The following is a 22,521-nucleotide window of genomic DNA, read 5'->3' on the forward strand; positions in this document are numbered from 1 at the left end:
TTTATTAAGATCGCTCCCTGAAACTCGCTGGTGTTCGCGTCAGGCTCAGATGCTTAGGAGGAGGTGTCAAATATAACTTCCCGGAAAAATAACATATATAGGAGGATGAACTGAGACAGAATAAGCAACATGCGAGTGCGTCTCGCGAGCGATACTCCTCTTATCGTTGAGACATCCCATGATTCTAATTCCGGGAGGTTGTTATTAACCCAATCCTTATGGCTATTTCGACATCAAGGGTATGTCGGAACCAATAGCTACGTCACCCGCTCCTTGCAAAACACTCTCGACTTGTAAAAAGCGCGCCCCAATAACCTTCGAGGTCGCTTTTGCTACTTTGCCATAGTACTTCTCTAGGAGCGCATTCCGCTGCTTGCGAAATTCAAACGAACGTTTGACGAGTTCGTCCGCCTTCTTGTCATTCATGTTTTCGAAACTAGCCGCATAATCCTTGATTATTGCCACACGCTTGTCATTCAACTTCTTTAAGTCGGCTTCATACTTATTGTACTGAGACAAAAATTTCTTTTCCTCATCCCCGTTAAGACCCATCGCCTCCCTAACGAATTTCCATTTTTCCATGCGCAAACTGGAGCGAAACAGGTCGAGCTCTTTATCTGGCCCGGTAACTTCCGGCGGAAGAGCTTCTGCCGGCGCGGCAACGGGTGGGGGTGTTTCCGCTTGCGCCGCGTTATGCAACGCTGGCAGGCTGACGGCTGCAATAGCGGACGCTAAGACTAACATTTTGTATTTCATAAATTATTCCTATCCTGTTTGTTGAAAATTCGTATTATGTTGAAAATGGGCCGGTAATGCCCACGATGTCGAAATGACCGCTAGCCCTCCCCTAGGGTTTGATCAAATGCATATAATTTAACATTATCTCAATAGACTTGCTCTTGTCCTCTATCGCCCCCCATACAGGAACAGACAGGATTCGCTCTGTATTACGGCCGCCAATTCCCTCACATTGGGGATACATTTAGTCGCTTGATAAAAGCGGATGCGCCGATAAGTTAATTAAAAACTTGCCCACTGCAACTTAAGCCGATTATGGCTCGATAAGGCTCTCCTGAGAAAAGCAGAAGGACTCACCACGAACGGCTGAATTTAATCGCATTAACCTCGACACTGCCGGCTGCGGGGAAATCCCCGATAGCCGTCAGTATCAAGAGTGCAAGCCGACACCGGTTTTCGTCTAGTATCCCGCAGGCGGAGGTACAGGGGTATAAACGACGCCTGTACTGCCGTATGCCTGAGTATACCAGCTTGAGCCGCATTGATAATAGGTCACGCCATTGACAACAGCGGTATTCGGTGTGCATGGCAGACCGCCGGAACCGGATGGCGGAGCGGTATAAACAACCGTGGATGGGGCTGTCGTGGTTGTTGTCGTTGTGGAGGACTGACCCGCCGTATATCCGCCAATTGCACCGATCGCGGCTGCACCGATCGCCACGGCGGCAACTTCGCCATCGTCCCAGTTGTTGTCATCATAATGTTCCGCATACGCTCCTGGTGGGGGGTAGTACCCTCCTTGATGGTATTGCTGCGCGGTTTGCTGCCTGGCTTGTGTTCTATCCGTGTATCCTTCTTGACGGGATTCAGTCCGCGCAGTGCTTCCTTCTTGGCGCGCCTCGACGTTTTGATTCGAGTATTGTTGCCGTTGACCCTGATTCGCTGTTGCAGCCGATTGCCGGCCTTGCTGGGTCGTTGCACGGTTCGTGGAGGCGGTCTGAGCGGTTTGCGACCGTCCAGAGGCTCTCGACGCAGAAGCAGCCGAACTTCCGGCGCCTCTCGCGCCGTATTGTCCCGCGCCGGACGAGAAGCTGCCGCTAGATGCAGCGCCATAGCGGGAATAGCCACCGCCTCCTTCGCCCGCACCGCCACCGGAGAAGCCTCCCCTCCCACCTCCTCCACCGGAGAAGCCACCACCACCGCCGCCCCCACCGGAGAAGCCACCACCTCCACCGCCGCCTCCACGACCGCGGGCTAGTGACTCATCCATGGATCCTAGAAGTAAAACGATTGTGGCCGTAATCGTCGTAACGATCAAGTAAGGTTTGGTCTTCATTTCTTTTCTCCTGCTGGTAGTGGTTTTGCCGTTCCCTGAACCGCGAGTTCGGGCAACTCTGCGAGGAAGGCAATCTTCCGTGCCCCTTCGGGCGGAGTGAATACAAACTGGTTATCCGGAATTTGGGGCGCGAGGTTCCAATCGGAAAATTTTGCTCTGAACGATGGCTGTCCCTCCGCGTTCTTGTAGGTCAATACCACAAGGAGCGGTAACGGCTGAGCGCCTGCCGGGATCCAGACCTGATAATCCACGGTCTCGGTACGTCCCGCCAAATGATGGGCCGGCGTCCCGTCAATAACAGTTGTCTCTACATAGTCGAGCGACTGCGTCCGGTTATCGAGTTCGGCCGGAAATCGGCTGAGCAAGAGCGCGGCAAGCGGTAGCCGCATATGCAGGTCCTTCAGAAAATAAGTGACCGCCTCGTCAATGCCGCCGGGTTTCGACACCTGAGCATAAACGTTCTGCGTCGGGGTAAATGTCGTAATCTGCTTGCCGTCGTACAGGACGAGATGTTTCTCGCCGTCGCTATGTTCCACTTCGACCCGCAACCCGTTAGGCCGGCTTACGATGATCCTCCGGATCTCGCCGAATTCAATCTTCTGGCCCGACGCCTGGACCACTTCGTAACTCCCCCTCAGATTCACGCTGAATCGCGGAGTCTTGGCAAGATATTCGGCCATGGTCATCAATATTTTTTTTGCATCGCGCTCCGTTGCGGCCACTGGCTTCGTCGCCGGGGCAACGGCGGCTGAGGGCTGAGGCCGAACTGCCGCTTGCTCCTGCGCGCAGCCCACCATGATCAACGGTGTGATTGCACACAGGATAGAGCGTTTTAAGCTCCCATTATATTTTTTCATGGTTATCTCTCCTCTTGAGGCGTATCAAAATAAAATTAACGGCCAAATGGACCACCGCAATGAGATTTTTTTAATTGTTCCCATTAAGTTTAAGTTCCGAGTCCAGAATTGCCGCGACATCGGAGCCCACCCGCAAAACTAGCTCCCTCTCCCTTTACATTCGACTGATTGAAGCATTGGGGTCTTCTTATTCATTGTTTGTGGGAAGATGAATCAGTTATTCTTTGAGACGGGAAGCAATCATTCTATTGCCGCGCAAGCAGGCCGCGCTATTGGACTTTAGGCCAATATGCGGGCTGACAGCCTGTCCGTGACAGGATGGCTGTTTTTTGAAGCTGAATACCAATATAAAAATCTGGAGCTGGCCTGTCACTTTTCAGCTTTCTAAAGCCCTGCTCCCCAACGATATTGCCAGGCAATTCCGATCGTATCGAAAAAGCTGCCGGTTCGTGCATGAACAACAGTATTGCCGAAGAGCTTAATGGAATTCTGCTGATTAAGCGCAAATGAAAGCGTGCCCCCAACGCGCCAATTCTGTTGAAGATTATCAGCGACTTTGCCGTCCTGGGTGGTACGCCCACCGGTGTAATAATTGGCGTCTAAAGCGCCCCAAACCCCTTTACCGAAACTGTAAATCAGATGCCCTTGGAAGTTATAGAGCGGAGACTGTTGGAGATTCTTTGCGATAACAGGCACAAACTGGTTGTTATCGGTATATACGAATACCCCGGCAGCGAACTCGGCAGTCCATGGCCCCCACGCCTTGGAAATGCCAATTTCGGGCTTGACCGACCAGCGATTGGTGCCGATATTGACGAGTTTCTGCGAATCATATTGTCCCCCCGGCGCAAAAACCGCAAGGCTGGCGCCGATAATCGTGTCCTGCTTGTAATTGGCGAACTCTTTCATCGACAGAGCCGGAGCGCCGAAAAGATTCACATACAAACGAAAGGCCGGGTCGGCAAAACCGGAGATTTTACGGCTCTTTGGCTGTCCCAAGAAATCTGCTTGCCCCGACATCCAGGCCTCCGGAATGATGATGTCAACCTTGCCTGACTTTCCCCAGAAATCCAGTGAACGGACATAAGCAAAAACACTGCTGTGAATTTCCATCTTACCGTTTTCGATGGGCACCGATGGGGCAAAAGTTACATTGCCTTTGGTATAACTGTAACCGGCGATGAGGAAATTGAGACCCACCGGAATATTGGAATAAGCGCGGGGATCGATATCCGTCGCGAGCGCCGACGTTGACGCCATTCCGAGGACAGCCCCCACACCTCGTCTGGTAAAACGAGATAGCTGGAATCCGGCAAAGGAACGCCACAGTTTCGTTAACACCATTACCGGCAATTTACACTCTTATTTTCCACCTTCAAAAACATTACCCGTCTGAGAGAAGGCATTGCAATTATCCCGATCGCGACAGGCCACCATATAAACCGTTTGCTTGTTGCAGCCCCTGACGCCGATTGTGTATTCGGTCCATTCGTAGCCTCCGGCAGCAATTCCATTAATATAGGTAACTTTTTGCGAAAGCACCGTAGCCGTGGCCTGAGGGCAATTCAGCTCGAACCGCCCCCGAGTGAGTGCGGTATTTTGCGCCGCCGGGGCATTTTGTGCAAGAAACTCGGCCTCGGTCGCGCAAGCGCTTAAAATTAGAGGCAGCATCAATGCGGCTAATCCTGCCCGAAAAGGAATATTCATATTGGACCGGGTTCGAACTGGATCATTAACATGCGTATTCAATTTTTCTGTGGTTTTCATTGGTTTTCTCCTTTGGCATCAAATACTGCGTAAATTAACTGGCTAAACGGATTACTGAATCCAACCCTGCTCCTGAAATCGGGTTCTCAGTCTATCAGAGATTTCCTCGACAATTTGCTTGGTTCTGCCTTCGACTTTGCTGCTGCCGCTCGCTTCTCCATAAACTTTCATGCCTGTACTGATAATAAGCCCGGCAGGATTAGCGGTGGCGATTGCGCCGGCGACTCCTAGAGCAGCGCCGGGACTTTTGCCGCCACCCGCGTCCCCAGTGCCGCCCCCAATTTTTCTTAGTCCTCGCGGGGTCACTTGATAGCCTTCAACCTGCACCTTCAGCTCCGATGCGCCGGAACCAAAGCCAATGACGGCACGCTTAGCGACATTCCCCTCGTCAACTGAAACGACATAGCCCTTAATCACAATATCGTTGATTTGCATCCTTGTAGACGGCGAAGCCTCCTCAACCGAAAGCCCCATGTCGCGTATGCTGTTGACTAAACCACTGGCAATTTCTCTACCAATTTCAGCTTGCTCCGAGGCATCGGAACCGGCTTGTCCGGAAGTTGCCGGTACAAAGTCATAGACCAAGATGCGGCCTGGTCGCGGTAACTGTTCATTCGCCGCAATTTCAGGGCTTGTCGTTACGCTGGTTGATGCACAACCGGTAATTAGCAGTGCTATGCCGAGGTACGAGACGAAAGTCGAAAAATTTTTTCCGATCCCGGACTTGTCGGCTACAGGTTTTGTGAATAAGTTAAGTGCCAAAGGATTGAAAAAACTGTTATTAGGATTGGGCATAAGGGATTATCCTGTGTTGGTATTGATATGAAGGGGTTGACGTTTTCAGACGACAAATTGGTTGATCTCGAGATGACGGACACCCATTTTATTCATATGCAAACTGTTTTCGCTATTGGACTTTAGGCCATGATCCAGAATTTGATAGCGAAAAATATTCCGGGATAGCGGAATTGTACTTTTAATGCGGTTGTCACTGGTTCGAATCCAGTACGACTCAGCATCATTGTTTTAAAAAACCTGTTAGCTCGTTAAGATCAAAAGTTTATTATGCCCATGATTTTGATCTCCGCATTCTTTCCATGCTTTTTCCATACTCTATCGGGCTTGGTATTTGCACCAGAACGGTAAGTCGATTGCAAAAACGCCCATGCTTGGTGCACCTGAATTAAGCTGAATTTGGCACAAATTATTTGTGCAACAGGAAGAATAACCGAATTCGAGGATTTAAAGAGCTGGCATAAATCATGCTTTCTCAATTATTAATGCAATAACAGCTTTTTAGGCTATGTACCGTACCCGTTAATAGTTGAAAACGCTTTCCGGATTCCTAATGCATCATCTGGTATCTGGCTGATTCGCAATGCATGGCTTTGAAATCAGCTGCCAGAAAACTTCTCGCGAATCACCTGTTTACAAGTTTCAACGTTTAACGCATTCATAGATTTTTTAGGCTTGCTAATAGACAACTTAAAAAGTTTACAGTTACGCCATCCTTGGAGGTGAAATATGATGCAATTACATGAAATTACCCTTACCCTGATTTTGCTGGTTTGCAATATTGCGCTGTTCTACGCAATGTTTACTGTTATGCCGGGCTAAAAGTAATTCGTTTTTTATGTTTGTAAAACAAAGCTATAGCCAAATTGATCTTGCCAAAATTTCACAGTCACTAAATAGCCAGTTTTGTCCGGCATCTGGCGGTTAGCTTATGAGAGTGAATTTTATTGCCGGAATTTTTCCGGGATTAGTAATTAAAGTGTGATGCATGGTCCGGCAAATTGCAAATGAGCGCCCATTCATGAACACTTTAATAAGTGAATAGCAACAAGTTCATTGGCATTTCTTGAGCTCTCTAAGTCATTGATTTGCTATTCACAGGTTGCAAACGAACTTCTCGCGAAGCACTTAATGGGTTACAGAATACAGGTGGTACTTCCGCTCCCTTAGTCTTGCGGCGGGTCGGTATTGGTTTGTGAGCCGTTATCGGAAAGTGACTCTTCATTATTCTTCTCATGCGATTTCTCGATATGATTATAAGCGAATGTCCCGGCTAATTTACCTATCTTTTCACCTACTGCCTCGCCGATTTCGGCGCCCGTATCGTCAAATAAAACATCGCCGATCATACCGCCTATTTTTTCCATGGCTTTACCGCTTATCTTTGCGCTGCCTTCTTTTTGCAAGTCTTCTTTTAAGGGAGGTTCGCTGTCGGTTTGGTGGAGAAGTTTTTTTGCAATTTTGCCGCCTTGACGGCCTCCGAAAACCTCGCCGGCCATGCCGCCCACTTCGGCGCCGATCACTGTTCCTTCAGGACCCACTATCGTGCCTATCGCGGCGCCGACGATTTCTCCCAAACTTTCTCCAGCCATGCTTTCGGCCAGACTCGCTCCCTGCTCGGCGATGCGGCTGTGGCGCTTGGCCAAATCCAGGGCATCGGAACCCACCTTCTTGGCTTTTTCATGCAAGGCCGCTGTAACATGGGAAAGTTCGTTCTCGATTTCAGCTATTCTTTCAGTTGCGCCAGCAGGCTGAGTTCCTTCAGTTTGCCCCTCGGCCGATAACGAACCGTTTTCGGCAGTTTGCTCCGCACTATTTTTATTTTCTTGAGCCATCGGACTATCAACAAGATTTAATGAGGTTGAATTTAAAAATCCGCTGCTTTTCGGTAACTTTAGGAAGTACTACTTCCCGATGATTGCCAGGGCTTTCTCAAGAGGAGCGCTTGGCACCTTAATGGGTCCTTCGAGCGGATTATTTAATTCGAGGATAAAAAATATCGCGCTTGATAACGACAGGGCGCAGATCGTTAAGGCTGATACTGTTGTGCGGTTTGGAGGGCCCATCAAACCAAAATGGACAAAAAGTACGGTTAGCCAGAATATCAGAACAACAAGAAATGCCGCCGGCAGTTTTTCTTGCGTTTGTTCGACCAACATCCATCTTGATTGCAATAGGTCCTTACTCAGCTCTAGCGCTTCGGTTTTAAGATTTTTTTGTGAATCGTTCTGCGGAGAAAGTTCGTGAATATTGCGGTAAACGTTCGCCATCCCATTCGACTTGTCCGACATCAGCAAATCCAGCTGTTGCAAGCTATGACTATGCCAAATACGCTCCATTCCGGAAGCGATCCCGATACGTATATTATCCCTGACCGATTTCGTTTCCGCCCCGTAAAGGGACAAGACATAGTCCAGCGTAATGGCTTTAGCTCCCATTTCTGTAAGGCCCGCACTGGCCTCGTCGTAGGAATCTTTAGCCGAACTCAACAATAGGCCAATAATCAAAGCGACCAGCGTGGCCAACATCCCGGTCGCCGTTATCATCACATCTTTGGAGTCGCCTTTTAGGTGGAATAGCGGTAAACGGCTACGGAAACGAAAACCTAGAAGCAAGCCGCCAAGCATGCAGACAAGAACGATGAATGCGACGAGTAAAGAAGACATCTGTTATCCCCCACAACTTCCCTAAAAGAAATTATTGTCTGTCGCCATGAAGATGCTTTTTCCCACCCTATTCAGGTAACTCAGTAGCCTTGGCGAAAGATCTCTCACAGGGTTAATCCAGTCCGGGTGAGTAGAGCAATTATACAGATAATAATGGTCGCGGTTCAATGATCTTGCCTCGATCTAGCGGACACTCGGCTAAGAGAGTAATCTCTAGCTCCGAGGTCAATGATGAAAAACCAAAAAACAATCAACTACGCCTGCTGTTCGCAACAAATATACAGCAGCGGATATTGCAAAATACCATATGCCATATAGGGCGGAAACAGAAACCGCTTACCTGCCTTTTTTTGCAAATAACCGAGCAAAAGCGCATATTGTTCATTATCTGAATCTATTACGTTTTAGAAAAAAAGATCGGACGCCATGCATAAATCAGCAGTTGTCATAATCGGCGCTTACACGTTTTTCAGTGTCCAGGCATTCGAGGCCAAGCCAAGCTTCAATCGCTGCAAAACCACCCATGAGATTAAATCCTTAATCTGTAACGATGGCGACCTGGATGTCAGTTTAACCGGCCTGTACAAAATCGTTTTGAAAAAGATCCCGGCCGCGTGATACAAAGATTGAATACGAGGCGAGAATTAACGCATTAAAAGACCGGTGACCTATAAATAAGCAAGAACGAGAACCACTATTCAACTAAGGGAGTAAAGCATGAAAACTACATATCACGTTGTTCTGATTAAGAGAGGGGAGAAGCGGAGATGAATAATGAACTGAATGCGTTATCCGATAAGACGCTAGAAAAGCTTATCTCACACAAAATGATCGACTTATTCATCCGTGTCGGATTGATCGGCTTTTTGGTGGTTCGTTGCTATCAAATATTCAAACCGTTTATCGGCTTGATATTATGGTCGGTGATCTTGGCCGTGGCCATGTATCCCCTTCATGCTATGATCGCCCGCAAGATGGGTGGCCGGGATGGCCGGGCCGCAACAACCTTGGTGCTGGCGATACTGTTGAGCGTATTAATCCCCTCCACGCTATTGGTCTTTTCCTTCGCGGATTCGACGACTGGCTTGGTGAAACAAGTCCAAAACGGTACATTGCAAGTGCCTATCCCCAATGAATCTGTCGCCGGATGGCCGGTGGTGGGGGGGAAGTTATATGCATTATGGTCGGCCGCGCACACGGACCTTGGCTCTGTGGTAGCAAAATACGAACCCAAAATCGCCATCGTCACCAAACAGCTTCTGGGCTACGCCGCAAGCGCGGGTACAAGCATTTTGATGTTTTTGGTTGCCTTGGTGCTTGCCGGTATATGGATGGCTTACGGCGAATCTGGCCATGCGGCAGCCAAGGCCATCGCCAAGCGGATGGCCGGGGACGAGAAAGGGGAAACCTTGGTGGCGCTTTCGACGGCGACCATCCGTGCCGTGGCGCAGGGGGTCATCGGCATTGCCTGCGTTCAAGCCCTTTTACTGGGGGCCGGATTTATCTTGGTGGGCATTCCTGCTGCCGGGATTTGGGCCTTGCTGGTCTTGTTGTTAGGCATCATGCAAATCCCTGCCGCTCTGGTTTCCCTGCCGTCCATCATTTATGTGTTTTACACCAATGATTCTACCCCGGTAGCGGTGATGTTTGCTGTTTATACCATGGTTGCCGGTTCGGCGGACAATATCCTTAAACCCTTGGTGTTAGGCCGCGGCGTAGATGCCCCCATGCCGGTGATTCTCTTGGGCGCTTTAGGCGGCATGGCGACCGGCGGAATTATCGGTTTATTTCTGGGATCGGTGTTGTTAGCCTTGGGTTACCAACTGTTTATGGCTTGGGTGTATCATGAAAACGAAGAGGCGAATAGCGGAGAAAAAGCCGGTTGAATCCTATTCCAAGTGGAGTCCGATTAAATGGCCTGTTGCCGAAGTCGAACATTGCGGCATGGTTTCGTCTGACGGGACCACCGGTTTGGCTGATGCAACCCGATTCTTTGGTAGGCGAGTCATCGCACATGACTGTACTCGGCATATTTCTCGACTCGCGCAAACGGCACAGACTTGAAGGCGGCCCCGCAACGACTAGGGTCAAACGCAAATCGGCCGCCCACTCTAATGCCCCCCAAATTTCAGACAATCACTAAACAACCACCGGCTTAAGCCGGTGGGTTTGATTTACGGACTGAAAGTCCGGATACGCATCGGCTAAACGACGCGTCTTAATCGGGTTCCATCTAAAGTTATCGTTCGGATTGGGTTCAAAATGATGCTCCAAATACGGCTAGATCATCTCTTCCGTCATCTGTCCGACGGTAGCACAGAAATATCCACGCGCCTTTACGCCCTTTGGGTGCAAAAGTGCCGCCCCAGTAACGCTTTTTTCAAGTACGGAAACTCCTCAAACAGATAACTCGGCGTTCGCCATTTTATCCGCCTCATAATCTCGCTTGGCTGTCAATCGGCGTTTAAAGGGCCTTTCTGGATGGCCTTGCGTATCTACTGGTCCAAGCAAGTGTTCTCAATGGCACATGGAAACAACCCCGCTGATTTCAATACAGTGAGGACTAACTCTCGGATGAATGACATCACCTGCAACGTTGACGAATATTTAGCTAACAATCGGTTGCGGCGAACGGCGCTGATGCGCCGCTGCTGCAACCACAGCGCGTTATGAATGAGCAGTTTCTGATATAAACCAGCCAACTTTCTCAATGACCATTCAATCATTTATTACCCTGTGAAGCGATAAGGAGATGAAACCCCCATGCCGGCAGGTCGATGTATAAACCTTCGTTTTCCAACTCGGTTCCATCCCGTTCGAAGAAGGTTAACATGAACACATCTTCCAGCCGCCAAAGGTGGTCCTTGAGTCCAGCCCAAGGGATTTTAATCCGGCCCTGGCTTCTTGTTTCGGACAGGTTCGCTACGATTAGACAGCGCGCACTTTCTGTAGTCCAGGACCAGGCAACCAGATTGATATGGCTAGCGTTGTCGGGCCATCCGACACGCTCGCATAGCTGCCATAAACCCCGCATAAAATCTCCGGGCTTCAACGCACCGAGAAGTTGTTGATAAAACCCAAGCAAATCGGTGTCGGTAGATTCCTCAGGACGGCGACCCAAAAACACAGGCAGTCGAACGCGCCTCCCTTCCATCTGGCCTTCGTGAATGAGTCGAGCACCGGGTAATGTCAACGCCGTTACCGCTACTGCGCGATGCTTTTCGGAATTGAAAATATTTGCCGCCCAGGGTTCGTCATGATTTTCAATGAAACGGACCAGTTTATCCTGGTATACGCGGTCGGCACGCAGATGCAGATGCACGCTTTCCGCCGAATCGTGTTCCAGGCGATCGTACAGGCGTTTGTCGTAACAATAATCGAAGCCTTGCTGTTGTAGCTCCCATTCCAGATCCCAATAGGCTTCGGCAATGAACAGAAAGTCCGTGGCTTTCTCTTTGACAGCCGGTATCGCCTGGCGCCAATAGTCAACTTCCGGTCTGGGCCCTGCGCGGGGCCCCCAGGTTTTCTCAAATACAGAATGGATTAGCAGCATCGCCATGTCGCAGCGTACCCCGTCGCACTGTCCGGCGATATCGATCAGGGTCTCGACGACGGCTGAACGCAAGCCCTTGTCAAAGCCATTCACTTGGATCACGTCGGCCCAGGCAGGAAAGTACGGATCCTTGCCGCAGGCAAAGATGTTTCCTCCGCTTTCGATGAAGGCGGTGGGCTCTCTGCTCAGATCCTCGGCATCGCCCCGAATAAAGTATTCGGGGTGTTGGGTAATCCACGGATGATCCGGTGCGACGTGATTGGGCACGAAATCGAGGATCAGGCGCATGCCTCGATCCGCCATTTTTGCTCTTGCGATAGCCAATGCTTCAGGTCCGCCCAGATGCTCGTCAACGGTATAGCGCCGAATGCAGTAAGGGGAGCCGACATTGTCCGTTTCTTTGAAATCAGGCAAAACCCGCTGGAAATCCGCCCGCAGCCCTTCGTTGGCCATCGAAATCCGTATCCCCACTGGACTGCGTTCCCAAACCCCCATCAGCCAGACCGCATCGAATCCAAGCGATGCGATCCGGTCCCATTCCGCATCAGGCAACGATGCGAGGCTTATCGGGCAACTTGATTGTTGTCCAAGCTCTTCCAGCCAGACCCAGGTATTGATCTCATAAATCAGCGGATGTTTCGGCCAAGGTTTCATCGTTTGCCCCTTTTTTCTTAATTTTAAAGATAACGCTTTTGCAGGCAGCCACTTATACCTCCGCTTCCGGCTAGCCCTTACTTGCCTACCGTCTTCTTAATCCCTGCCATCTCGGCATCAGCGCCCGCCGCAATCTCTTTCGTGACGTCGCCACTGACCTGAATAATGCGAGCGATGCAACCCGTCCAGCCTGTCTGATGGCTGGCGCCGATGCCCGCGCCGTTGTCGCCGTGGAAATATTCATAAAACAGGACTAAATCTTTCCAGTAGGGGTCGGTTTGGAATTTTTCCGATCCCCCATAGAGCGGACGGCGACCGTTGCTATCGCGCTGGAAGATACGGGTTAACCTATCGCTCAATTCCTGGGCCACTTCAAACAACGTCATGTACCGGCCCGAACCGGTTGGGCATTCGATCGTGAACGAATCACCGTAGTATGAATACAGCTGAACCAATCCGCGGAGGAGCAGGAAATTGACCGGCATCCAAACCGGACCGCGCCAGTTGGAATTGCCGCCGAACATGCCGGTGTTGGAATCTCCCGGCAGGTAGTCCACGCGGAATTCCTGGCCCGCATGGTGAAAGACAAAGGGGTGCTCCCGGTGATAACGGGACAGCGAGCGAATGCCATACGGGCTGAGGAACTCGCTTTCATCCAGCATGCGGGCGAGGACGCGGCGCAATTTCTGTTCGTTGAACACCGACAGCATGCGCCGACCTGTTGCGCCCGGTTGACTGGGTAAATGCATGTTGACGGTGAATTCGGGGTGACGGCGGCCAAAGGCCTGGGCACGCTGGCGGAAGTTGGGCATTTTCGCGAGGTCTGCTTCTTCAAAGAGTGCCACGGCCGCTAGCGGCAGCAGTCCGACCATCGAGCGCACCTTCAAGCGCATCGCCGTGCCGTCCGGCAGCCGCAGGACGTCGTAGAAGAACCCGTCTTCTTCATCCCACATTTCATCCTGTTGTTCGCCCAGCCGATCCATCGCCGCGGCAATCCACATCGTATGCTCGAAGAACTTGCTGACGAACTCTTCGTAGAGAGGGTCGTGCACCGCCAGTTCGACGGCAATGCGCAGCATCTGCTGGCTGAAAAAGACCATCCAGGCGGTACCGTCCGCCTGCTCCAGGTGGCCTCCCGTCGGCAGGGGCGCACTGCGATCAAACACACCGATGTTATCCAGGCCCAAAAAGCCTCCCTCAAAGACGTTGTTGCCACTGCGATCCTTGCGGTTGACCCACCAGGTAAAATTGACCAGCAGTTTGGCAAAGGCATATTTGAGAAAGTCGATATCGCCTTTGCCGTCATTGCGCGCCTTGTCCATCAAATAGATTTGCATGGTGGCAAAGGCATGCACAGGCGGATTGACGTCGCCAAAGTTCCACTCGTAGGCCGGGATTTGGCCGTTCGGGTGCAGGAAATCGTTGTGCAGCATCAAATCCAACTGAGCTTTGGCAAAGTCCGAGTCCACGATCGACAATGGCAGCATATGGAAAGCCAGGTCCCAGGCCGCAAACCAGGGATACTCCCACTTATCGGGCATGGAGATAATGTCATCGCAGGACATGTGAAACCATTCGCCGTTGCGAAACCGATGGCGCTGCTCCTCTCCCGACCATGGGGTCACATGGTGATCTTCCAACCACTTGTCCACGTCGTAGTAGAAATACTGCTTTGACCACAGCATCCCGGCCAAGGCCTGGCGCATCAGATTGGCCTGATCCGGGTCGGAGGCTTTGATTGCCGCTGGGGTTATCTCGTCATAAAAAGCATCGGCTTCCTGCAAACGCGCTGTAAAAACGGTATCGTAATCGATAAATGGATTTTCGATTTGGGCCGGCACGTTGCGAGTCAGGCGCAGGCGGACAACTTGTGTTTCTCCCGCACCGATCAACAGCTGATAATGCGGCGAAACCTTCGTACCGGTTTGCAGGGGATTAACCGCATCCTGCTGCCCATGCATAAGGAAATTATTGATGCCGTCTTTGACATAAGGGCTGGCATTCGGCGAACCGAAGAGGCGCTGGTGGTTGGTTTCGTTCTCGGTAAACAACAGGGGAACAGTGCCGTCACAGTAAAGATAGTAGTCCGCCAAAAATTCTTGAAACAGAGGATCGGTGTGATGGGCCTGCACGATGCTGCGTTCGGCGTTGTTTACCTTCTGCAGGACCGGCTTGCTGCCGCCGTCCGCCCAAGACCAGGTATTGCGAAACCAGAGAGTCGGCAAAACATGCAACGGCGCCGCTTCGGGGCCGCGATTGGCGATGCTGATTTTGATCAGGATGTCCTCGGAATCCGACTTAGCGTATTCGACAAAAACATCGAAATAGCGGTCTTCGTCGAAAATACCGGTATCCAAAAGCTCATATTCCAGCTCGTTGCGGCTGCGTTGCCGATTGGTTTTAATTAAATCTTCATAGGGATAAGCCGCGTGAGGGTACTTGTACAGATATTTCATGTAGGAGTGGGTTGGCGTACTGTCGAGGTAGAAGTAATACTCTTTCACATCCTCGCCGTGATTGCCCTCGCTGTTGGTCAGCCCGAACAGCCTCTCCTTGACGATGGGATCGTTGCCATTCCAGAACCCCAAAGCAAAACAAAGCACCTGGTGGTCGTCCGAAATTCCTGCCAGGCCGTCTTCGCCCCAGCGATAGGCGCGTGAACGCGCCTGGTCGTGGGTAAAATAATTCCACGCATCGCCGTTATCGCTATAGTCTTCCCGTACGGTGCCCCACTGCCGTTCGCTCAAATACGGCCCCCATTTTTTCCAGGGAATATTGCGGTCGCGGGCTGCCTGTAGTCTCTTTTTTTCCATTGTCATAATAGTTCTGAGATGCTTTAGTAATAATTCATAATGGGAGTTGCGGTTTTTCGGATGGGCTGAAACATAATGCCAGCACTATCACGCTGCGGGTGGATTTACAATACACGTAAGATATGTGAAACAACATACCGTGCTTGATACCCAAATTTTACCATATGAACTAGACGCGTTAGGTCAGTTGGCTACCGGCAGCAGGATAGTATTCGCGATTTAGCCTACCCGGAAGAAATAGTTTCAACAGAGGCTTTAAGCCGATTGCCGTAGGATAAATCGTACCCGTTATAGACAGGTATTACATTATGTCGTACTGTAATAAAATGAACCTTTGTGTATAAAACCGTAATTATCCTGCGCGAGCTTTACATGTCTACTCTAACGCGGCGGCCAAAGACCGGCAATTATGCTTTCCTTATATCCGGCTTGCTATTTCTTTTTTTGCTGATACCTCTGCTAAGCACCTTTCCTGCCTTGGTAAAGAATGCTTTTTTTATACGACGGGTTACGTTGTCGGTTGGATACAGCGCTTTGATGTTGATTGCAATCTGGGGCATACCTCGGGAAAATTATCTTTTCAAGCTCGGATCAGCACTTGCTTTATTAGGCGTTACTTTCACAGCCATCAATATTTTGTATGGCGGCATCGCCGTGGAATTGTGCTTAACCACGGTGGTCCTTTTATTCTCCATTAGCAGCGCAATTATTGCAGCCAAACATGTGTTCGGGGGAACTCAGGTCGACCGCAATTTGCTCTTCGGCGCCATGTGCGTTTATCTGCTGATGGGGCTTATTTGGGCGATCTTGTATGGATTAACCTTTCAATTTTTGCCGGGCTCGTTCAACGGTATGGAAGGAGTTGGCGGCAAGGCTCCCTTGGATACTCTTCTCTACTACAGTTTTGTAACCTTGGCCGGTCTGGGATATGGCGACATTACCCCCGTTGCACCGTTGGCGCGAACACTTGCCTATTTCGAAGTGATTAGCGGCCAGTTCTACATTGCAATTATGTTGGCTGGATTGGTAGGGCTATTTTTGAATCACCGCAGATAAATAAACCGTAAAACCGTCAACTTGATCTTTCGGATTCAAAAATCGGCCTTATTGCTCAGGCCCCTTACTATTTGAAGGCGATCTTCAGTCGTTGCACAGGCGCTATTTGATAAACAACATTTCCTGATAAGTTGGATAGGGCCACAATTCATTGGCTATTTCGCCTTCAAGCGCATCTGCATAGTGACGGGCTTCATCCATGAGCGGGCGGATGTTCTTTGCGCAGAATTGCATATGTTCTTCGATAGTTGAAAAATCGTATTGCGTGAGCGATGCGGCAAGCTTACCGACGGCTTCCATCATTGCTGTCAGCAACTCCGTTATCCGAATTAAAGGGCCGGCATCCAGTTCGACACCGTTGCTTTTAAGGCTGTTTATCGCAGAGGAAAGATCGGATAAGTATTTGACCGCAGCAGGATAAATACCGGTTTTTGCCATGGTGACCACTAATTTTGCCTCCACATCGATAGACAGTATGTATTGTTCGGCAAAAATGCCGAAACGGCTGGCGAGTTCATCGGGCGAGAGTACGCCGAGCTTGTCAAATAATTCCTCGATAAGTGCTTCGCGAGAAGTTCGTTTGCAACCTGTGAATAGCAAATCAATGACTTAGAGAGCTCAAGAAATGCCAATGAACTTGTTGCTATTCACTTATACGATTCTTTTAAAACGGGTAACGCATCGGCCGCTGATTTAAGATTGGGTAAACCGCGTTCTTCAACTGCCATTCTATGCCATTCGGCGGAATAGCTGTTGCCATTGAATATCACCGCACCGTGCTTGTCGATTATATCTTTTAGAATATTGAGTATTACGGCATTAAGATCAACGCCCTGCCCTAGCTGAGCTTCCAGCGAATCGGCAATCCAGTTGAGTGAGTCCGCCAGCAGGGTATCCAGCGCAACCAACGGACCTGCCACCGATTGTCCGGAACCGACAGCCCGGAATTCAAACCGATTACCGGTAAATGCAAAAGGAGATGTACGGTTTCTGTCACCGGCGTCTTTTTTAAAAACAGGCAGGGTCTGGATGCCCAGATCCATAACGCCCGCGTCTTCCGAGCCGATTATCTCGCCATTCCTGATTTGCTCGAAGATATTATCGAGTTGCGTGCCGAGATAAACCGACATGATGGCAGGCGGCGCTTCATTGGCGCCCAGGCGGTGATCATTGCTTGCCGTTGCGACAACAGCGCGTAACAGCGGGCCATACTTGTGAACGCCGCGAATAACCGCGCCGCAGAACAGTAAAAATTGCGAGTTTGAATGCGGTGTAATACCGGGAGCCAGCAAATTCCCTTGCGTTTTATTACCCACCGACCAATTGACATGCTTACCCGATCCATTAATGCCTTTAAACGGTTTTTCATGCAACAGGCAGACCAAACCGTGTTTTTTGGCGGTATTTTTTAAGACCGTCATCAACAACTGCTGATGGTCTGTCGCTACGTTTGCCGATTCAAAAAAAGGTGCAAACTCGAATTGGCCGGGCGCCACTTCGTTATGCCGGGTTTTGGCCGGGATGCCCAATCGGTATAACTGCTCCTCTACATCCTGCATATAGACCTGAATGCGTTCCGGTATCGCGCCGAAATAATGGTCATCAAATTGCTGGCCTTTGGCCGCCGCTGCGCCAAACAGGGTTCTGCCGGTAAGCAACAAGTCCGGGCGGCTATTAACAAAATTGGCGTCGACCAAAAAATATTCCTGCTCGGCACCGCAACTGGAATTAACCGGAGCTATGTCGGTATAACCGAGAATGGACAAGATTCTTTTAGCGGCCTTGTTCAGCGCGGCATTCACTCGCAGCAAAGGCGTTTTCATATCCGGGGCCTTTCCCGTCCAGGAAATAAAAACCGTGGGAATACAAAGTGTTGCGCCATTGTCGGTCGTTATGATAAAGGCAGGACTGGTGACATCCCATGCGGTATAACCGCGCGCTTCAAAAGTGGAACGCATACCGCCATTCGGGAACGACGAGCCATCGGGTTCGCCCTGCACCAGTACTTTACCGCTAAATTCAGAGATTACGGAGCCATCGCTCTGCAAGGAGATAAAACCATCGTGCTTTTCTGCCGTCGCATGGGTTAGCGGATAAAATACATGCGCATAATAGAGAGCGCCTTTGGACATGGCCCAGTCTTTCATCGCCAATGCAACGACATCGGCAATAGAAACATCGAGCGCCGCACTGGTTTCGATGGTTTTTTTCAGCGAATGATAGATTTCTTTGGGCAGACTGTCCCTCATCTTGCTCAAGGTAAACACATCACTTGCCCATAGACTGCTCAGCGGTCCCGGTGGTTTGACAGACATAGGTCCACGATTGGTAATGTTTTGAACAGCCTTAACTCGCGCCGCATATCCGGTCATTTTATTCCTCTTTGTAATTTCGATAATTCATCAGTAACGGACTGCCCCCGCCACTTTGGCTTTCCCGGTATTTTCTGCTTTAACATATCGATGATCTCCGGCGCCAAACTGACCTTTTGCTTGAGTTCGACAGACCGCCGCGCGATATGGTAAGCAATGCGCACCCTATTTCCAATGGCACAATTCCTATTCCATAGTAACCGACTTCGCCAGATGTCTAGGCTGGTCGGCGCCAGTTCCTTTTAATAAGGCTACGTGATGATTAATAAGGCTACGTGATGACCAGAAGTTGAAGGGGGAAGGTAAAATCGATGAGGGCCATTTCATTTTCAATTTTCGGGACTTTTATATGTTGCACTTTGCCTTCATTGGAGGATGGAAGGGCTTCATCCATAAACACACCCCATTGTCCGATGCGGGCGCTAACTTAGTGCATATCGGATTTGAGTTTTTCCAGCAGACGGTGATTGGGTGCGACGGTAATAACCGGGGTGTCAGCATCGGTCTGGGATGGGGATTCGTAATTTCCGGAAAATGTCTTGCCAAGCTTATTATTCATCAGGCTGGACCCACGGCAACAGCCCTTATCGTTCATTTTACCTCCAAGTGATGTCCAATTTAGCCTAAATTCAACTCAGTTAGCCAAGGAGACAATCTTCATTTATGCTTTAAAAAACGTAGTAGAAGACCCGATGCGATACGATGACTAGCCAATTAAGACGGAAAGCGTTTCGCGCGCGATCTGTAACTCTTCGTTCGTGCGTATGGCCAGAACCCGGACGGAGTGGTCGCCGCGCCCTATCTCGCTGATTTCTTCAAGTGCCCTGTTATTGGCTTCCGAATCGATAGCAATGCCGAGCTTTTCAAGACCTTTACAAACCCTGCTTCGAATTAAATGCGCATTTTCGCCTACACCGCCTGTAAAAATCAGTGCGTCCAGACCTTCCAGCGCGGCAAAGTAGGCACCGATATATTTTCGGATACGGTAACAGTAAACATCCAAGGCCAGGCGGGCGCGTTCGTCGCCGGCTTGCTCGCCTGCCAAAACTTCGCGTAAGTCGTTACTGCCGCATAGCCCCTTCAATCCGGAATCCCTGTTAAGGGCGTCATCAAGTTTGCTCGCGCTCTGGCCTAGAATATTTTCCAGATAAAGCGGTATCGCCGCATCCAAATCGCCGCACCGCGTCCCCATCACCAGGCCTTCCAACGGCGTGAAGCCCATCGACGTATCGATGCAACATCCGTGCTCAATTGCCGCGGCGCTGGCGCCGTTGCCGAGATGCAAAGTAATTAATTTAAGTTCCTTGAGCGGGCGCTGCAAATAGTCGGCCGCCCGGCCCGCGACATATCGATGAGAACTGCCGTGGAAACCGTAGCGGCGTATCCCATGCTGGCTATACCAGGTTTCCGGGATGGCATAACGAAAAGCGTGGGGCGGCATGGTCTGATGAAAAGCGGTATCGAAAACGGCGACCTGCGGCACCGCCGGAAAAATGTCCCGGCAGGCTTCGATACCGGTCAGATTGGCCGGATTATGCAGCGGCGCCAACGGGACCAGCTTTCGAATCGTATCGATCACCGTCTGATCGATCTCTACCGATGCCGAAAAGGCCTCGCCGCCATGGACCACGCGATGACCGATCGCATCCGGCCCATCCCCTGCTTCAAAGCCGAAGGTACGGTGTAAAATCGCGGCGATAACGTTGAAAGCGGCGCGGTGGTCGGGGGCTTCGATTTCCTGCCGGGTCTCGACTCGCTCGCCTTGCGCATTTTCTTCACGGTGCCGGATCAGGCTGACGCCTTCACCGATACGTTCGAGCAGCCCGCTGGCAAGCAGATGACCCGGTTTCATCGCAAACAGTCCGTATTTGATCGAAGAGCTGCCGCTGTTGATCACCAGGACTTTGGGGGTATCGCATAGGATTTCCACGCGGCTCATGCTTTGATCATCCGCGCGCCTCGAACACGGCGACCGTGCGCCTAGGTATCAGATAAGACGAACCTTCAAAAGGCTTCTGCCGGTCGCGCGGCATGATGTCATCGGGCCCCGTGCGCGAGGTGTCCAGCGCCTGGTGCCATTTGCGTCCGGGTATCTTGGGCAAAGGAACCTCCACAACCCGCTCCGACATATTTAAAATGACATGCACATCTTCCTCTTCGCCGGTGAGTCCGGCCAATGTATAAGCTAAAAATTGCGCGCTATAATCGAACCATAAGGGCTCGTCAAGCCGGTAGCCATGCCAGGATATATCACGAAGACCACGACCTGGCACCTCCTCTCCGGTAAAGAATTCGCCCCGATTCAGGTTCGGGTGCCGGCGTCTTAATGCAATCAGTTCCTTTACGAACCGCAGCATGTCGCGATTTTTTTCGACGCGGCTCCAGTCGAACCACGACAGCTCATTATCCTGACACCAAGTATTATTATTGCCTTTTTGCGTATGCAACACCTCATCGCCGGCCAGAAACATCGGAATCCCCTGGCTCAATAACAGGATGCTGATTAGGTTTTTGGCTTGCCGCCGCCTGAGGGCTAATACGTCCGCATTATCGGTTTCACCTTCCGCGCCGCAATTCCAGGACATATTGTTATCGCAGCCGTCGCGATTGTTTTCGCCGTTTGCGTCGTTGTGCTTGCCGTTATAGCTTACCAGATCGTGCAAGGTAAAGCCGTCATGACAGCTGATGAAATTGATGCTGTGCAGCGGCAAGCGGTCCTCGTCCGCATAAAGGTCGCTGCTGCCGGCGATACATGAGGCCACCTCGCCGACCAGTCCCGGGTCGCCGCGGACAAAACGCCGAATCACGTCGCGATAGCGGCCGTTCCACTCCGCCCAGCGCAAGCCGGGAAACGACCCCACATGATAGAGGCCCGAAGCATCCCACGCCTCCGCGATCATCGGGACCCGGTTAAGCGCATGCGAAAATTCGATCCGCCAAGGCAGCGACGGATTGGCTTGGGGTGCGCCATCCTCGCCGCGCGTGAAAACGCTGGCCAGATCGAAGCGAAAACCGTCCACATGCATCTCCTCGACCCAATACTCCAGGCAGTGCACGATGAACTGCGTCACCAAGGGATGATTACAATTGACGCTGTTGCCGCAGCCGGTGTAATCGCGATAATAGGTCCGATTATGCGCTTCCAGATGGTAAAAGATTTCGTTCATGAAACCCTTGAAATTTATCATCGGGCCCTTGTCGCCGCCTTCCGCGGTATGATTGAAAACAACATCGAGAATCACGCCGATGCCGGCATTATGCAATGCTTTGACCAGATCCTTGAACTCGCGCGCATGCGTTCCAAGTTCGGGGCTTACGCAATAACCGGGGTGTGGACTGAAAAAGCTATGCGTATTGTATCCCCAATAATTGTGTAACCCTTTTGCCGCCACGTTATCCGGCACGAATTGTTCGTCGAACGCCATCACCGGCATCAGTTCGACATGCGTAATTCCGAGTTCCTGCAAGTAAGGGATTTTATCGATCAAGCCGGCAAAGGTGCCGGGATGGCCGACGCCAGCCGAAGGATGGCGGGTAAAGCCGCCGACATGCAGTTCATAGATGATCGCACCTTCGAGGCCCCGTTTACGGGCACGCTCGTTCGTCCACAGATAATCCGATTTCGCGGCCACGCCCCGATACGACGAGCGGCTTTCGTCATTCGGATCGGAGGCGCGGCGCCGATTCCAAAAGACATCGGTCACCGCCTTGGTCCATGGGTCGACGAGTTCTTTTTTCGGATTGAAGCGCCGTCCTGTCGCCGCCGTATCGCCGGGGCCAAATGTTCGCCAGGTATAATGGGTTCCGGCCGGAAGCCCTTCGACAAACACATGCCAGAAAAAAACGATCGGTTCACTTTGGGGCCCAGACGGATGATCTGAAACGGCTCCGGACTCCCGGCCGCTTCATAAAGG

Annotated in this window: 18 protein-coding genes and 1 pseudogene; 4 read left to right on the plus strand and 15 right to left on the minus strand. The window is 50.9% G+C overall.

Annotation, left to right across the window (positions count from 1 at the left end):
* Nucleotides 1-222: 222 nt before the first annotated feature.
* On the minus strand, nt 223-756 hold the full coding sequence (locus U2W12_RS06620) for a hypothetical protein (RefSeq protein ID WP_326499881.1): 534 nt from the start codon (nt 754-756) through the stop codon (nt 223-225).
* Between the two features lie 742 nt (nt 757-1,498).
* On the opposite strand from U2W12_RS06620, the gene U2W12_RS06625 reads away from it, so the two are divergent.
* Nucleotides 1,499-1,996 (plus strand): hypothetical protein, encoded by a 498-nt coding sequence (locus U2W12_RS06625; RefSeq protein WP_326499882.1) that lies wholly within the window; start codon nt 1,499-1,501, stop codon nt 1,994-1,996.
* A 74-nt stretch (nt 1,997-2,070) separates the two neighbouring features.
* On the opposite strand, the gene U2W12_RS06630 is transcribed toward U2W12_RS06625, so the two are convergent.
* The 6 genes from U2W12_RS06630 to U2W12_RS06655 all read right to left on the minus strand — a co-directional run bounded on the left by U2W12_RS06630 (nt 2,071) and on the right by U2W12_RS06655 (nt 8,159).
* On the minus strand, nt 2,071-2,931 hold the full coding sequence (locus U2W12_RS06630) for a DUF2092 domain-containing protein (protein WP_326499883.1): 861 nt from the start codon (nt 2,929-2,931) through the stop codon (nt 2,071-2,073).
* A 384-nt stretch (nt 2,932-3,315) separates the two neighbouring features.
* Nucleotides 3,316-4,275: a transporter gene (locus tag U2W12_RS06635; protein ID WP_326499904.1), complete on the minus strand. Its 960-nt coding sequence runs from the start codon at nt 4,273-4,275 to the stop codon at nt 3,316-3,318.
* Nucleotides 4,276-4,293: 18 nt separating this feature from the next.
* Nucleotides 4,294-4,698: a hypothetical protein gene (locus U2W12_RS06640; protein WP_326499884.1), complete on the minus strand. Its 405-nt coding sequence runs from the start codon at nt 4,696-4,698 to the stop codon at nt 4,294-4,296.
* 51 nt (nt 4,699-4,749) lie between these two features.
* On the minus strand, nt 4,750-5,493 hold the full coding sequence (locus tag U2W12_RS06645) for a DUF4410 domain-containing protein (protein ID WP_326499885.1): 744 nt from the start codon (nt 5,491-5,493) through the stop codon (nt 4,750-4,752).
* Between the two features lie 1,166 nt (nt 5,494-6,659).
* Entirely contained in the window at nt 6,660-7,328 is a 669-nt protein-coding gene (locus tag U2W12_RS06650) for a hypothetical protein (RefSeq protein WP_326499886.1), read from the minus strand.
* A 69-nt stretch (nt 7,329-7,397) separates the two neighbouring features.
* Nucleotides 7,398-8,159, minus strand: coding sequence for a hypothetical protein (locus U2W12_RS06655; RefSeq protein WP_326499887.1), 762 nt, complete (start codon nt 8,157-8,159; stop codon nt 7,398-7,400).
* A gap of 426 nt (nt 8,160-8,585) precedes the next feature.
* On the opposite strand from U2W12_RS06655, the gene U2W12_RS06660 reads away from it, so the two are divergent.
* Together U2W12_RS06660 and U2W12_RS06665 are read left to right on the plus strand one after the other, a co-directional pair.
* Nucleotides 8,586-8,777 carry a hypothetical protein gene (locus U2W12_RS06660; RefSeq protein WP_326499888.1) on the plus strand — a complete coding sequence of 64 codons (192 nt, stop codon included), beginning with the start codon at nt 8,586-8,588 and terminating at the stop codon, nt 8,775-8,777.
* 149 nt (nt 8,778-8,926) lie between these two features.
* Nucleotides 8,927-10,045 (plus strand): AI-2E family transporter, encoded by a 1,119-nt coding sequence (locus U2W12_RS06665; protein WP_326499889.1) that lies wholly within the window; start codon nt 8,927-8,929, stop codon nt 10,043-10,045.
* A gap of 394 nt (nt 10,046-10,439) precedes the next feature.
* On the opposite strand, the pseudogene U2W12_RS06670 reads toward U2W12_RS06665, so the two are convergent.
* The 3 genes and pseudogenes from U2W12_RS06670 to U2W12_RS06680 all read right to left on the minus strand — a co-directional run.
* Nucleotides 10,440-10,609, minus strand: a pseudogene (locus U2W12_RS06670) (transposase); the annotation flags it as partial.
* Nucleotides 10,610-10,881: 272 nt separating this feature from the next.
* Entirely contained in the window at nt 10,882-12,366 is a 1,485-nt protein-coding gene (locus tag U2W12_RS06675; RefSeq protein ID WP_326499890.1) for an alpha-amylase family glycosyl hydrolase, read from the minus strand.
* A gap of 77 nt (nt 12,367-12,443) precedes the next feature.
* Nucleotides 12,444-15,185, minus strand: a complete 2,742-nt coding sequence (locus tag U2W12_RS06680; RefSeq protein ID WP_326499891.1) for a glucosidase — start codon at nt 15,183-15,185, stop codon at nt 12,444-12,446.
* 531 nt (nt 15,186-15,716) lie between these two features.
* Between U2W12_RS06680 and U2W12_RS06685 the strand changes: the two genes are divergently transcribed.
* Nucleotides 15,717-16,235, plus strand: coding sequence for an ion channel (locus tag U2W12_RS06685; RefSeq protein WP_326499892.1), 519 nt, complete (start codon nt 15,717-15,719; stop codon nt 16,233-16,235).
* A 102-nt stretch (nt 16,236-16,337) separates the two neighbouring features.
* On the opposite strand, the gene U2W12_RS06690 is transcribed toward U2W12_RS06685, so the two are convergent.
* The 5 genes from U2W12_RS06690 to U2W12_RS06710 all read right to left on the minus strand — a co-directional run bounded on the left by U2W12_RS06690 (nt 16,338) and on the right by U2W12_RS06710 (nt 22,437).
* Nucleotides 16,338-16,835, minus strand: a complete 498-nt coding sequence (locus U2W12_RS06690) for a hypothetical protein (RefSeq protein WP_326499893.1) — start codon at nt 16,833-16,835, stop codon at nt 16,338-16,340.
* Nucleotides 16,836-16,882: 47 nt separating this feature from the next.
* Entirely contained in the window at nt 16,883-18,550 is a 1,668-nt protein-coding gene (locus tag U2W12_RS06695; RefSeq protein WP_326499894.1) for a glutamine synthetase III, read from the minus strand.
* Between the two features lie 484 nt (nt 18,551-19,034).
* Nucleotides 19,035-19,202: a hypothetical protein gene (locus U2W12_RS06700; protein WP_326499895.1), complete on the minus strand. Its 168-nt coding sequence runs from the start codon at nt 19,200-19,202 to the stop codon at nt 19,035-19,037.
* 111 nt (nt 19,203-19,313) lie between these two features.
* Nucleotides 19,314-20,546 carry an acetate kinase gene (locus U2W12_RS06705; protein WP_326499896.1) on the minus strand — a complete coding sequence of 411 codons (1,233 nt, stop codon included), beginning with the start codon at nt 20,544-20,546 and terminating at the stop codon, nt 19,314-19,316.
* 7 nt (nt 20,547-20,553) lie between these two features.
* A complete protein-coding gene (locus tag U2W12_RS06710) occupies nt 20,554-22,437 on the minus strand; it encodes an alpha-amylase family glycosyl hydrolase (RefSeq protein WP_326499897.1) in 1,884 nt (627 codons plus the stop codon).
* Between the last annotated feature and the right edge of the window lie 84 nt (nt 22,438-22,521).

The sequence above is a fragment of the Methylomicrobium sp. Wu6 genome (assembly GCF_035916875.1).
GTDB lineage: Bacteria > Pseudomonadota > Gammaproteobacteria > Methylococcales > Methylomonadaceae > Methylomicrobium.

What these genes read in the sequence shown, in the direction of transcription:
- U2W12_RS06620 (WP_326499881.1), bottom strand. Translation starts at nt 756, where the DNA reads ATGAAATACAAAATGTTAGTCTTAGCGTCCGCTATTGCAGCCGTCAGC.
- U2W12_RS06625 (WP_326499882.1), top strand. Translation starts at nt 1,499, where the DNA reads ATGTTCCGCATACGCTCCTGGTGGGGGGTAGTACCCTCCTTGATGGTA.
- U2W12_RS06630 (WP_326499883.1), bottom strand. Translation starts at nt 2,931, where the DNA reads ATGAAAAAATATAATGGGAGCTTAAAACGCTCTATCCTGTGTGCAATC.
- U2W12_RS06635 (WP_326499904.1), bottom strand. Translation starts at nt 4,275, where the DNA reads ATGGTGTTAACGAAACTGTGGCGTTCCTTTGCCGGATTCCAGCTATCT.
- U2W12_RS06640 (WP_326499884.1), bottom strand. Translation starts at nt 4,698, where the DNA reads ATGAAAACCACAGAAAAATTGAATACGCATGTTAATGATCCAGTTCGA.
- U2W12_RS06645 (WP_326499885.1), bottom strand. Translation starts at nt 5,493, where the DNA reads ATGCCCAATCCTAATAACAGTTTTTTCAATCCTTTGGCACTTAACTTA.
- U2W12_RS06650 (WP_326499886.1), bottom strand. Translation starts at nt 7,328, where the DNA reads ATGGCTCAAGAAAATAAAAATAGTGCGGAGCAAACTGCCGAAAACGGT.
- U2W12_RS06655 (WP_326499887.1), bottom strand. Translation starts at nt 8,159, where the DNA reads ATGTCTTCTTTACTCGTCGCATTCATCGTTCTTGTCTGCATGCTTGGC.
- U2W12_RS06660 (WP_326499888.1), top strand. Translation starts at nt 8,586, where the DNA reads ATGCATAAATCAGCAGTTGTCATAATCGGCGCTTACACGTTTTTCAGT.
- U2W12_RS06665 (WP_326499889.1), top strand. Translation starts at nt 8,927, where the DNA reads ATGAATAATGAACTGAATGCGTTATCCGATAAGACGCTAGAAAAGCTT.
- U2W12_RS06675 (WP_326499890.1), bottom strand. Translation starts at nt 12,366, where the DNA reads ATGAAACCTTGGCCGAAACATCCGCTGATTTATGAGATCAATACCTGG.
- U2W12_RS06680 (WP_326499891.1), bottom strand. Translation starts at nt 15,185, where the DNA reads ATGACAATGGAAAAAAAGAGACTACAGGCAGCCCGCGACCGCAATATT.
- U2W12_RS06685 (WP_326499892.1), top strand. Translation starts at nt 15,717, where the DNA reads ATGTTGATTGCAATCTGGGGCATACCTCGGGAAAATTATCTTTTCAAG.
- U2W12_RS06695 (WP_326499894.1), bottom strand. Translation starts at nt 18,550, where the DNA reads ATGTCTGTCAAACCACCGGGACCGCTGAGCAGTCTATGGGCAAGTGAT.
- U2W12_RS06700 (WP_326499895.1), bottom strand. Translation starts at nt 19,202, where the DNA reads ATGAACGATAAGGGCTGTTGCCGTGGGTCCAGCCTGATGAATAATAAG.
- U2W12_RS06705 (WP_326499896.1), bottom strand. Translation starts at nt 20,546, where the DNA reads ATGAGCCGCGTGGAAATCCTATGCGATACCCCCAAAGTCCTGGTGATC.